Source organism: Streptomyces kebangsaanensis (assembly GCF_001906585.1).
Classification (GTDB): Bacteria; Actinomycetota; Actinomycetes; order Streptomycetales; family Streptomycetaceae; genus Streptomyces; species Streptomyces kebangsaanensis.
Genome location: NZ_JUJA01000049.1, coordinates 1 through 11,722 on the forward strand (window position 1 = coordinate 1; position 11,722 = coordinate 11,722).

The following is an 11,722-nucleotide window of genomic DNA, read 5'->3' on the forward strand; positions in this document are numbered from 1 at the left end:
CGCGGCCCTCGATGAGTGGCTGTGACCACACGCTCGCACCGGTCTTTCGCCAGCCCTTTGCCGGGGAACCGATGGACCGGCTGGATTCTCCCGGCCGTCCGTGTTGTTCCGGACCGGTGCCGTCGACGAGGAGGTGTGGAGCACATGCGCAGGAGTGCCCGGCAGTTGAGCCCGCGTACTGACCTTTGCCGCCTCCTCACGACGGAGACACCTTGTCGCTTCGCATCACCCCACTGACCGACCCCGCTCACGGGCCGCACAGCCGGCGTCTTGCATGGCTGGCGTCCGACGCCGATTCCATCCCTGTCGGGACGGCCTTTCTGCGGCTGTTCACCGATCCGGGGCAGGAGCACCTGGCCGAACTGACCCTCCGGGTCCATCCCGCGGAGCGACGCAGGTGCGTCGGTTCCCGGCTGCTCGACGCCGCCGTGGCCGCCGCCCGGGACAACGCCCGACGCCGCGTTGTCGCGCAGGCCGAGGCCGGATCGCCCGGCGACCGCTTCCTGACGGCTCGCGGTTTCCGCAAGGTCCTCACCCTGAGGTTCTCCCGCTTGCCACTGGCCGATGTGGACACCACCGCCCTCGCCGAGATCATCGAACGTCCGCATCCCGGCTACCGGCTGGTGTCATGGCGGGGAACCGTCCCCGACGGCCTCGCCCAGACGTTCGCCGCCTCACGTCACGCCATGGACGACATGCCCATGGACGACAGCGACCACGGCACCGTGACCTGGGACGTGGACCGCGTCCGGGCCGCGGCGAAGGCCGTCGAACAGCGCGGCGACCAGTTGCACACCGTCGTCGCCGTCGACGCCTCCAACGGCTCGATCGCCGGGTTCACCGAACTCGTCGTCCCCGGCGACGGCACAGGTGACGGCCAGCACTACGGCACCGGCGTGCTGCCCGAGCACCGTGGACACGGCCTCGGCCGATGGATGAAGGCCGAGTCGATCCGACAGGTCCATGGGCGCTATCCGGACCTCGGTGGCCTCATGACCGACACCGCCGACAGCAACACGCACATGAGACAGATCAACGACAGTCTCGGCTACACACCCACGCACACGACACACCAGCACCAGCTCGACCTCTAGCGGCAATCGGACGGGCCGGACCTGGACATCACCTCGTCCGGCCCGTCGACTGCACGCACCCGGTGCGCAGGCACACCGAGATGGTCACCGCGGGGGCGGCGGCCAAGAAACGGGATCACTGCGGGGAGTGCCGGAGTCAGTGGTGGCGGGAGAACGAGCTGCCACTCAAGGCGGAGCTGTCGGCTGCGGCGAGGGCCGCCGCCGACCGCGCGGGCGAACTCCTGGACGCCGTGCCTCTGCCCCAGGACATGCCTGCGCCGCCGGCGACGGAGTGGCGGTGGTGGGCGTCCAAGCACCTCCAGGGCGCCATCGCCGCCGAGGAGATCATGGGCAAGGAGGGCGCGCGAGGAGATGCCGGCCCGGGTGACCGCCATGGGCGCGCGGCTGCTGCCCTCGAAGGAGGACGCCGGACGGACCGCGGCCGCCAACGGGGTGCTGCGACTCGCGGAGTACGCCCGTACCTACCGCGGACTGCGCCTGCCGGTGGTCCCCGACGGCAAGGGCCGGTTCGGCCGACCGGACGTGGTGGTGCGGCTGCCCGGCGTGCCCGACCTCGTGGTGGAGATCGATTCGTGCCCCAGCGCCTCGTCCGCGCAGAAGCCGACCTTCGCCCGCGACGCCGGCGCCTGTCCGCTGTGGGTGCGCTTCGGCACCGGCGGACGGTCCGCAGGAGACGAGCACGCCGCGCTCGAGCATCAGTTCCAAGATCGTCCCAGGCCGGTCGGCCGACGTGACAACGCCGGTGTTCCCGCTCAGGGGACGAGGATCGCGCGTCCACGGACCCGGCCCGCGTCCAGGTCGGTGAGGGCGTCCTGGAAGCGGTCGAGCGGATAGGGGGTGGTGTGCAGGCGGACCCGCCCCTGGGCGGCGAGCACCATCAGCTCGCACAGGTCGTTGTAGGAGCCGACGAGGTTGCCGATGAAGTTGATCTCGTTGGAGATGATGTCGATGGTCGGCACGTCGATGTTCTCGCCGTACCCGACCACGTGGTAGTCGCCCGCGCGGCGCAGCACGCGCACCCCGTCCCGGGTGGCGCCGCCCTCGCCGACGAAGTCGATCACCACCTCCGCTCCCCGGCCGCCGGTCAGCTCCAGCACCTGCTCGACCTGTCCCCCGTCGGCGACGACGCCGTGGTCGGCGCCGATGGAGCCGGCCAGCTTCACCGCGTCGGGGTTGCGGTCGACGACCACGATCTCGGCGGCCGTCAGGGCTTTGAGTACCTGCACGCCGATGTGCCCGAGCCCGCCGGCGCCGATGACCACGCAGCGGTCGCCGGGCCGCAGCTTCCGGGCCGCCTTGGCCACGGCGTGGTACGCCGTGAGGCCGGCGTCGGCCAGGGCCGCGACGTCGGCCGGCTCCAGGGAGTCGTCGATGCGGACCACGCTGCGGGCGGAGGTCTTCAGGTACTCGGCATAGCCGCCGGCCGTGTCGATGCCGGGGAAGAGGCTCTGCTCGCAGTGGACGTCGTCACCGGACCGGCACGCCCGGCACAGCCCGCAGGTGATCAGCGGGTGGACGATGACCTTGTCGCCCTCGGCGACGTTGGTGACGGCGCTGCCGACCGCGTGCACCCAGCCGGCGTTCTCGTGCCCGATCGTATAGGGCAGTGTCACCCCGGACTTCTCCGCCCACTGCCCTTCCAGGATGTGCAGGTCGGTCCGGCACACACCGGCGCCGCCGATCCTGACGACCACGTCGTACGGGCCGGTGACCGAGGGTTCCGGCACGTCGGTCATCTCGGGGTTGCGGCCGTAGCCGACGACCTGGACTGCTTTCACGAGGTCTTCTCCTTGGGAAGCGTGGCGGGCCGCGGATCCGTGGCCCGGGGGGACTGGTCGGCCGCGGACTCCGGGTAGCGGGTCCGCAGCAGACCGCGGCAGAAGTGGGCGTTGCCGTCGATCGAGACGCGGATCGCGCGGGCGAACCGCAGTCGCAGCGGAATCTCGTCCGGCGGGAAGGGGCGTCCGTCGTCGTCGACGAGGACGGGCTCCGAGGGTGCCGTGCCGAGACCGAGCGCCTCGCGCCGGCGCAGCAGCGCGCGGGTCGCGGCGGTGTCGGGCAGGTCGCCGAGCACCACGTCGTGCAGTTCCTCCTCGGTGCGCGCGGGGTCCTGCCGCAGCAGCGCGGTGAGGGCCCGCTCCATCGCCGCGGCGTGGGCCTTGAGCCGGAAGACGAGCCGCAGTTCCTCCAGGCTCTCCTCGGCCTCGGCGCCGAACGTACCCCGGTACCCGGCGTCGGCGGCCAGGCCGCGGTTGATCAGGTCGGAGTCGTGGTGGTCGTCGAGCAGGACCGTGACCGGGCCGGCGTCCGGCAGGGCGGCCAGGACGTCCTTGGCGTCGGAGGCCATGAGGTAGGCGAAGTTCGGGGAGCAGAAGGAGGTGGGCAGCCGCAGGTGCACCGTCAGCCCGCGGTCGGGGCCGGTCTCGACGGAGCGGACGAAGCCGAGGTCGGTGATGGGTTCGTCCAGTTCGGGGTCGAGGACCGCGTCCAGCGCCTCCCTGGCCCGCTGCTCCAGTGCTCCGGTGGGCATGGTCACTCCTCCGTGGGCTGCGCCGCGACGGAGGCGGCCCCGGCCGGGCCCGCGGCCTCGCTCGCGGCCGGGCCCGGGGCGGTGGCCGCGACCTCGGCCCCGGCGGGCACCGGGATGCCGTACATGGCCGCCGCGTTCAGGCCGAGGATCTTCTTCTTCTGCTCGACGGTGATCGGCGGGTACTCGTCCTGCATGTTCTCGGGTATCTGGAAGTCGACGAACCGCTCGATCAGCCATCGGGGCGTCCACAGCGCGTAGTCGCTGGAGAACTGGATGCGGTTCTCGTCCAACCAGTACAGCAACTCTCCGATGATCTGCGCGAAGTAGCGGGGGCGGGTGTGGATGAACGGGATGGCGACCGCGAGTCCGGCGTGCACGTTGGGCTCCTGGGTGGCGATCCAGCAGAAGTCCTCCAGCCGGGGCAGCCCGCAGTGCTCGACGACGAAGTTCAGCTCGGGAAAGTCCGTCGCGGCCTTGTCGACGTCCGCGACGTCGAAGGCGTCAAGGTCCAGCGGTCGGATCGTCGGCCCCTTGTGGACGTGGATGTTCTTGATGCCCAGTTCCTGGGCCATCTCCAGGTAGCGGTAGGACCACGGGTCGTCCAGCTTGTAGCCGCGCGAGTCGCCGTGCCACTCCGCGGTGTAGAGCTTGGCTCCCTTGAGCTGGAACCGGTCGGCGTCCCGCCGGAGCTGGTCGAGGCCCCGCTCCTCGTACCGGGGGTCCCAGCAGTGGTTGTAGGTCAGCTTGTCGGGATGCTGCCGGGCCAGCGCGAAGGCCTCCTCGGTCTGCCCGAAGCCGTTGCGGTAGAAAGCGCCGAGCCGGGCGGGCTGGAAGATCGCGTGGTCCACGTACCCGTCGACGAAGAGGTCCTTCATCAGCCGCTGCCCGCCGTAGTAGAGGTACTCCTCGTACGGCCACACCTCCGACTCGGGACTGAGATTGCGGTGGTAGTCGTAGAAGCAGTCGATGAACTGCTTGCCGTGGATGTTGAGCTGGTTCTCGGGACGTGCGTCCCACAGCGCGATGTGCGCGTCCACGATGAAGTAGTTCTCGCCGTCCTTGCTGTACACGTCGGCCTCCGTCCCTGTGAACGCCTTGTGCCACAAAATCGACGTTAGGCACGGAGCAGGCAGCCTGCGAGTCGTCGGCTGTCTCACTCCGGGACGACCGGCCGGGAGCGCTTCCCGGCCACCGCGATCAGCCTGCGGGAAGGGGGAGAGCGGGCTCTTCCCGGAGGTCGACGTGGACCATGAGAGCGGCACGGCACCGCTTCCGGCACTGTCACGGTGACCGTCTCGCGCACGGTCGGCCTTTCTCTTCTGCTGCCCGGCGTCCCTGGTGCCCGCCCCCTGACGCCGACCACGGCCTCCGTCGGGTACCAGTACCGGTCAGGTCGCGCGGGAGCTGTTCGCCGCCCGGGACGCCGGCGCGGGCGAGCAGCAGGTGGTGATCCTCGCCCGTGCGCTGGGGCACGCCTGTTTCCGGGACGGAGGCAGGCGTGCCCACGGCCTTGGGATCGCCTTCACCGACGCGGAGTTCGCCGGCTTCTCCCCCGGCCGAGCAGGACGTGAGCACGTCGGCACGGCTCGCCGTGCCGGTCGCGTACGAGAGGGTCCCGTTGGCCGCGACAAGCAGCGAGCGCTGTCAGTGGTGGGTGGCAGCATCGGGCGCATGACGGACACCACGGCATTCGACTGGCGGTCCTTCCTGCTCAGGTGGAGCGGGGAGTGGGCGGATTCCCTGCCGGACGGCGAGGCGCGGGGCGGGGACGACGAGGCCGCGCGGCAGGCGCGGTGGCTGGGGTTCCCGCCCGCGTCCGAGGAGCGGATCGCAGCCGTGGAGGAGCGCCTCGGCCGGCGAATGCCCCCGTCGTACCGGGAGTTCCTCAAGGTCAGCGACGGGTGGCGGCACGCGGGCGGATTCGTGTGGCTGCTGGCGGGGACCGAGGACGCGCACTGGCACGACAACGAGTCGGGACTCGCGGACGTGTTCGAGGAGTACCTGGACGAGGACGCCGGGCCCGAGGAGCGGCGGGAGGCGGACCTCTGGCGGCGCGGGCTGCAGCTCGACGTGGAGTCCGACGCCACCCACGTCCTGATGGACCCCGAGGACGTGGACGAGGACGGCGAGTGGGCCGTCTACACCTGGGCGAGCTGGCGGGCCGCGCCACCCGAGCGCCACGCGAACTTCCTCGAGTTCATGCGGGACATGCACCGGGAGTTCCACAGCCTGCGGGCGCGCCGGAGCGACGGGGAGCCGGTGTTCGCCAACGACACGACGCGGAAGCTGGACGCCCAGGTGGAGGAGGCCCGGCTGGAGGCGCTGCGCGGCGACTGGGAACGGGCCGTAAAGGCGCTGGACGAGGCCAAGGCGTACGGCAGGCCGCGGGCCGCCGGGCTGGGCGACCAGGTACGCCGCCTGCTCGGCCAGACCCCCAGGGTGTACTTCGACGGACTGGTGACGGACCCGCGGTACGCGCGCGAGCTGCTGCCGCCGCTGGTCGCCGAGCACGCGGCGCACTCCTACCGGGACGACTCCACGCTGACGTTCCACCTGCGGGGCGCCGACGACGACCTGGTGGCACTGGCTTACGCGACGCTGGATCAGGTGAGGAGCGGCACGTACCGGTACACAGCGGCCGGACCGTTCGGCGAGGCGGTCGAGCGGGCGCGGGAGCTGGCGCGGTGGGGAGACACCGACGGGGCATGGCGGACACTGATGAACGCCGTGCCCCTGTGGGAGCCGCTGGGACCGGACCACCTGGCGCCGCTGGGGTGGGTGGCCGACCCGGTGCTCGGGCCGCTGCTGACCCCGGAGCGGGGCCGCGAGCTGCTGTCCACTCCACGGGGCGGGCAGGCGGGCGGGACACCGGGTCCGACGGCCGGGCTCGACCCGGGCGACCTGGCGTGGCTCGCGGAGCCGGACCCGGGCGGCCACCGCACGTCCTACCGGTTCGTCCTGGTGGAGGGGGTGGAGCCGGAGGAGCTGCCCGGACGTCTCGCGGACGGGGACGGCACCGTGCTGAACGAACCCATGACCTTCTGGGAGGCGCGCCGCAGGTCGCCGCACCACCAGAGGGAGTTCTCGTCCTACGACGACAGGGCTCTCATGGCGGTCGGCCGGGCCGGCACCGGTTGGAGCTTCGCCTTCGACGGCGACCCCGCCCCGTTCGACCGGCGGCGGTTCGTCTCCCCGGCCGCGGCCGCCGGCGCGGGCACCCGCGCGGTGGTGGTGTGGAGCGGCCTGAGGACATGGCACGGGGAACCGTTCTTCCACCTTTCGGTGGCGGAAGACGGTGCCGAGCAGTACGCCTTCACGTACGCGGACGGAGAGATCCGACAAAGCGGGGAGATACCGCGGGCACTGGATCCGAGCCGGTTCTTCGGCGACATGAAGGACGGTGCCGAGGCGGAACGTTCGCTGCTGGAAGCGGTGACCGGGCAGTTCGGTGCCCATCTGCCGCGTCACGCCATCGTGAACGGACGGCTGCACACGTTCGCCACCCGCTCCTGGACGCGGCCACCGAGGGACGGCGAGACGTACACGGTGATCCGCATGCACCGGGGAGGCCCACTCCCGGCGGACGGCGGGCGGACGGAGGACGAGGGGCCGGGAAGCGGCTAGTGCCGCATCAGGCAACGTTCGCCCTGTAGTGAGGCCCCGCCTGTCGACGGCTTCGGATACTGGCGATAATCAACCGATGAGCGCCATCGATCGCCCTATGCCGCCCCTGAACGCCGACGAGCGCACGACGCTGGAAAGCTGGCTCGACTTTCACCGCACCACACTGGCCATGAAGTGCGAGGGGCTGGACGATGAGCAGGCCGCCGAGGCGTCCGTGCCGCCGTCCGGCTTCACGCTGACCGGCCTGGTCCAGCACATGGCGGAGGTGGAGCGGAATTGGTTCCGCCGCGTGTTCGCCGGAGAACAGGCTCCGCCCATCTACGACCCGCAGGCCGACCCGGATGCCCCCGACGGTGGTTTCGAGGTGGCTGCGGGCGCCACCCTGAGCGACGCCCTCGCCACCTGGCACGCGGAGATCGCCCGCGCCCGTGAGAACTGTGCCGAGCGTGCTCTGACCGATACGGGGCGCTTCATGGAGCAGGATGTCAGCCTTCGCTGGATCTACGTCCATATGATCGAGGAGTACGCCCGCCACAACGGCCACGCCGACCTGGTCCGGGAACGCGTCGATGGCACTACCGGCGTGTAGCGCCGGATCAGGCAGTGTTGGCCCGGTCGACGACGGCGCGTAGGCGCTGGTCGTCGGCGTGGCGGTTTCGCCAGACGATGTAGCGGCGGATCATGCTGCCCTGCTCCTTGTGGCCGGCGTGGTCGGTGCCGTCGAGGGTGAAGTAGCGCAGGGCGGTGAACTGGGCTTCTATGCGGTTGAGCCAGGAGCCGTTGGTCGGGGTGTAGGCGATCTCGACGTTGTTCGCCGCGGCCCAGGCACCGACCCGCTGGCATCTCTTCGTGGTCAGGTGCGGGGAGAAGTTGTCGCAGACGATCGCGATGCGGACCTGCGGCGGGTAGAGGGTGCGCAGGTAGCGGCAGAACTCCAGGAACTGGGTGCGCTTCTTGACCGGCTTGATGTGGCCGTAGAGCTTGTCCTTGGGCAGGTCCAGGGCGGCGAACAGATGTCGTACTCCGCCGTAGCGGTTGTAGGTGGCCCGGCGCCGTCGGCGTGGTTCGCGGTCGGGGTCCTTGTGCTTGCCGGAGCGTTCGGCCCACTGCCGCCCAGGGTGGGGCATCAGGTTGAGCGGCCCGAACTCGCCCATGCAGAAGACGACTTCGGGTTCACCCTCGTCGGGTATGACCTCGCCGTCGGCGATCGCGTAGAGGTGCTCGACGCGGGCCTTCTTGGCCACGTAGTCGGGGTCGCGGGAGGTCTTCCAGGTCTTCAGGCGTTGAAACGAGACGCCCTCCTCGCGGAGCAGGATGCGCAGGCCCTCGTGGCTGATGTCGTCGACCACCCCCTCGGCGACCAGGAAGTCCGCCAGCTTGGTCAGACTCCACGTCGAAAACGGCAAGTCGTGCTCGGCCGGCTTGGACTTCGCGATCTTCTTGATCTCGCGCCGCTCGGGCAGGGTGAACGTCTTGGGCCGACCGCCCTTGTACTTCGGATACAGAGAGTCGAAACTGTCGGCGTTGAAATTGTGGATCACATCCCGGACCCGGTCCGCGCTCGTGAACGTCACCTCGGCAATCTTCGCCACGGGCATACCCTGCGCGGACAGCAGCACCATCTGGGCACGCCGCCAGGTCACCACCGACCCGGAGCCGCGGCGGATGACCCGCAGCAGCCGCCGGCCCCCGTCGTCATCGATCTCACGAACCCGTACTCGCTCTGCCACCCGCATAGCTTGACGGCCCGGCGCCACCCGAGCGGCCACTCGGCAGCGCGTCACATCATCAAAGGGCAGATGCTGCCTGGTGCGGCACAGTAGCCTTTAGGCGTGCTCGCACACATGTACGTTGAGGGAAGCCCGGTCGGCTTTGTGATGATCCTCGTCCTTGCTTCGCCATTAGCGCTCGCGGCATTGCCGTTTGCAGTCATCGAACTCGTTCCATCGTTGCGGAAGAAGTACAGCCTGGCGCGCGGGAAAGACCCAATTGAGCGGAAACTGAATTCCTGTGGTTGCTACGTCGCAACCCTGGCCCTATCGGGACTGGTTGCGCTGGGCATATGGGGTCTGGTTACACGTCTCTGAATGTCCGTCTGGACGTTCGACGTCACTTCCGCTTGCTCACCACTCGGTTGAGGACGCACCACCGGGCACCCTTGGTCGGGGGCGGCCTGGGTGCCCCCGGAGCGCACCATGGCCTCCATGTCACGCGGCAGGTCGAAACCACGCGGGAGCCAATGCCAGGTCGAGGGCCGAACTCGCCGCCCGCGCCTGATGCCTGACCCGGTTCGCCGACCCGGAGGAGGCCAGCCACGACGAGAGCGGCCAGGTCGCCGCGGCACTCGCGTACCGGACGCCGTCGCTGCCCGGTCCACCGCTGTGCGCCACGCGAGCGACGAGCGGCTACAAACCGTGGTCGACAGGGCGAACGTTGCCTGATGCGGCACTAGGTGGATCTTCGTGCTCAGCCCGCCGCGTGAACGACCGAGGGCTTCATCGGGGCGATGCTGGACGGGCTGGGTGCGCTTACCGGGTTTCCGTGGTGCCTGCTTGCAAGCGCCGGCGGCGTGCTGGTGGGCGCGGCACACGGTGGAGTCCACACTCGCCATGGACCAGTCGATGCGGCCCTCCGCGTCGGCATCGGCCTGGACGGCCCGCAGAATCCTGTCCCATGTGCCGTCCGCTGACCACCTTCGATGCCTGTCATGAACCGTCTTCCATTTCCCGAACCGCGTCGGCAGATCCCGCCACGGGATGCCGGTCCGCTGACGGAACAGGATCCCGTTGATCACCCGACGGTGGTTCTTCCAACGCCCTCCGCATCCAACGTTCTTCGGCAAGTGAAACCCCAGAAGAGCCCATTCCTCGTTCGACAGATCACCCCGCCCCACGCTGACCGGAACGATCGCAATGCAAGGCAGTCACGTGGACCCACCGGACAGGCCCTAGGAGCAGGGAGTCCAGAAGCGCCACCGTGGTTGCCGGGTCGGTCCTGTGGTGCGCGGTCTGGATGCTCAATGCCTCGGCGGGAGAGGTTGCGCATCTGCTCTCTGGGCCGCACCTCGATCACCTGAACTCTTCTGGCATCGCGTCCTGCCGGGGCTCAGGACAGCCCTGGTCGACGTCCGACGCGGCACATTGGTCGATCAGGCGGATTATGCGTTGTATGTCGGTTAGGTCAGGGGCGACGTGACAGGCGCCGGCCTCAGCGAGCTTCTCGGCTGAGGTGGTGCCGGAAGCGACGCCGATCACGTGGGCGCCTCCCTCCCGTCCAGTGCGGACGTCCTCGAGAGAGTCGCCGATGATCACGGTCGTCTCCCGTGTGAAGGTGCACCCGTGGCGTGTGCCGGCTCGCTGCTGTGCCACGTGTACGAGGGCAGGGCGGTGGGAGTCGTCGGAGGAGTATCCGCCGATGCCGAGGTCGAGATACTCGTCCAGGCCAAGAGCCTTGAGCTTGATCTCGGCGCTGCCCCGCAGATTGCCGGTGACGACGGTGGGAACCAGCCCGGGCTCTTGGTGCACGGCGGCAAGGGCGGCGGGTGCACCGGGCATGACCTGCCCGGTGCGAGAAAGATCGCCACGGTGACGCTCCAGTTGTGCAGGCATACGCTGCACGATGCGTTGCGCGAGTTCCTCGATCCGCTCGGGTTCCACTGCATTCGCGCACAGCAGCTCCCGGACAGCGAGGGGCATCGTCACCCCGGTTCCCCGGGCGGGCAGACGCTCGGCAGGCCGGCCCACCACCTCCTCGAAGAGTTCCCGGTAGACCAGCCGGTCGGTGTCGCCGGTGTACAGGAGGGTGCGGTCGATGTCCCAGAGAACCAGGATCATGCGGCGGCTCGCTGACGCATAACGCTTTCCCCACGATCCAGCAGGTCCCGGGCGGTTGAGGAGGCACCGTAGGAGCGCGCCTCATGGAGCATGGTGCGCAGGTGGTCGTCGAGGCGGGCGGATTGAATGCCTTCGGCGAGGGTCAGGACGTCATGGGCGGTGGCGCAGCCGGCGTCGGCGTCGCCGGCGCGCATCTGCGCGGTCGCGGCTCGGGAGAGGAACTGAGCGGTGGTTCGGGTCTCGTCCCGGCTGAGCACGTCGCGGGCCGCGGCGAAGGATTGGGCTGCCCGGGATGGCTGTCCCAGGTCGAGGTAGCAGCTTCCGGTCTGTCCGAGGATCTCCCCCGGGCTGATCCAGTACAGCCAGTGAGGATCGTCCTCGCCCCGGCCGCGGGCACAGAGTTCTTCGGCTTCGGCAAGCGCGGCCAAGGCGTGGCGCTCTTCACGGAGTCGGGCGTGGCCGCGAGCCTGGCGGGTGAGGAGCATGGCGTTCAGGGCGGGGGCGTCGTGATCGGTGATTGCCTGGCGCGCTGTACGGGCGGCGGTGATGGCGTCGCGCGGGTCGCCGGCGGAGTAACCGTGGATGGCGAGGAAACCGAGAGCGCCGGCGCGCAGGCGGGAGTCGCCCGAAGCGTGGGCTGC

Annotated in this window: 10 protein-coding genes and 2 pseudogenes; 5 read left to right on the forward strand and 7 right to left on the reverse strand. The window is 69.8% G+C overall.

Features of this window, described 5'->3' with window-relative positions; translation table 11 throughout:
• Positions 1–212: 212 nt before the first annotated feature.
• Complete coding sequence (locus RH94_RS07170; RefSeq protein ID WP_073946799.1) at positions 213–1,094, forward strand: GNAT family N-acetyltransferase; 882 nt, start codon at positions 213–215, stop codon at positions 1,092–1,094.
• Positions 1,095–1,445: 351 nt separating this feature from the next.
• Positions 1,446–1,928, forward strand: coding sequence for a hypothetical protein (locus tag RH94_RS07175; protein ID WP_073946800.1), 483 nt, complete (start codon positions 1,446–1,448; stop codon positions 1,926–1,928).
• Here the strand turns inward: RH94_RS07175 and RH94_RS07180 are convergent.
• The 3 genes from RH94_RS07180 to RH94_RS07190 are packed head-to-tail and all read right to left on the reverse strand — an operon-like array spanning position 1,847 to position 4,694.
• Positions 1,847–2,872, reverse strand: a complete 1,026-nt coding sequence (locus RH94_RS07180; protein WP_073946801.1) for an NAD(P)-dependent alcohol dehydrogenase — start codon at positions 2,870–2,872, stop codon at positions 1,847–1,849. The genes RH94_RS07175 and RH94_RS07180 overlap by 82 nt on opposite strands.
• On the reverse strand, positions 2,869–3,624 hold the full coding sequence (locus RH94_RS07185; RefSeq protein WP_073946802.1) for a metal-sulfur cluster assembly factor: 756 nt from the start codon (positions 3,622–3,624) through the stop codon (positions 2,869–2,871). The genes RH94_RS07180 and RH94_RS07185 overlap by 4 nt, the downstream gene beginning before the upstream one ends.
• A 2-nt stretch (positions 3,625–3,626) precedes the next feature.
• A complete protein-coding gene (locus RH94_RS07190) occupies positions 3,627–4,694 on the reverse strand; it encodes an amidohydrolase family protein (protein WP_079188930.1) in 1,068 nt (355 codons plus the stop codon).
• Positions 4,695–5,295: 601 nt separating this feature from the next.
• On the opposite strand from RH94_RS07190, the gene RH94_RS07195 reads away from it, so the two are divergent.
• On the forward strand, positions 5,296–7,248 hold the full coding sequence (locus RH94_RS07195; protein ID WP_073946803.1) for an SMI1/KNR4 family protein: 1,953 nt from the start codon (positions 5,296–5,298) through the stop codon (positions 7,246–7,248).
• Between the two features lie 76 nt (positions 7,249–7,324).
• Entirely contained in the window at positions 7,325–7,837 is a 513-nt protein-coding gene (locus tag RH94_RS07200) for a DinB family protein (protein ID WP_073946804.1), read from the forward strand.
• A gap of 7 nt (positions 7,838–7,844) precedes the next feature.
• Here the strand turns inward: RH94_RS07200 and RH94_RS07205 are convergent, their stop codons facing one another.
• Complete coding sequence (locus RH94_RS07205; RefSeq protein WP_324614242.1) at positions 7,845–8,978, reverse strand: IS630 family transposase; 1,134 nt, start codon at positions 8,976–8,978, stop codon at positions 7,845–7,847.
• 102 nt (positions 8,979–9,080) lie between these two features.
• Here RH94_RS07205 and RH94_RS41210 point away from each other — a divergent pair, with 102 nt between their 5' ends.
• Positions 9,081–9,335: a hypothetical protein gene (locus RH94_RS41210; RefSeq protein WP_199880887.1), complete on the forward strand. Its 255-nt coding sequence runs from the start codon at positions 9,081–9,083 to the stop codon at positions 9,333–9,335.
• A gap of 358 nt (positions 9,336–9,693) precedes the next feature.
• Here RH94_RS41210 and RH94_RS46585 read toward each other — a convergent pair.
• From RH94_RS46585 to RH94_RS07220, 3 genes and pseudogenes are all read right to left on the reverse strand, one after another.
• A pseudogene (locus RH94_RS46585) lies at positions 9,694–10,141 on the reverse strand (IS5 family transposase); the annotation flags it as partial.
• 175 nt (positions 10,142–10,316) lie between these two features.
• Positions 10,317–11,081: an HAD family hydrolase gene (locus RH94_RS07215; protein ID WP_079188931.1), complete on the reverse strand. Its 765-nt coding sequence runs from the start codon at positions 11,079–11,081 to the stop codon at positions 10,317–10,319.
• A pseudogene (locus tag RH94_RS07220) lies at positions 11,078–11,722 on the reverse strand (helix-turn-helix domain-containing protein); the annotation flags it as partial. The gene RH94_RS07215 and the pseudogene RH94_RS07220, both read right to left, overlap by 4 nt.

Bases quoted from the DNA above. Each gene is read 5' to 3' on its own strand.
- RH94_RS07200 (WP_073946804.1), top strand. From the start codon at position 7,325: ATGAGCGCCATCGATCGCCCTATGCCGCCCCTGAACGCCGACGAGCGC.
- RH94_RS07215 (WP_079188931.1), bottom strand. From the start codon at position 11,081: ATGATCCTGGTTCTCTGGGACATCGACCGCACCCTCCTGTACACCGGC.
- RH94_RS07185 (WP_073946802.1), bottom strand. From the start codon at position 3,624: ATGCCCACCGGAGCACTGGAGCAGCGGGCCAGGGAGGCGCTGGACGCG.
- RH94_RS07175 (WP_073946800.1), top strand. From the start codon at position 1,446: ATGCCGGCCCGGGTGACCGCCATGGGCGCGCGGCTGCTGCCCTCGAAG.
- RH94_RS07195 (WP_073946803.1), top strand. From the start codon at position 5,296: ATGACGGACACCACGGCATTCGACTGGCGGTCCTTCCTGCTCAGGTGG.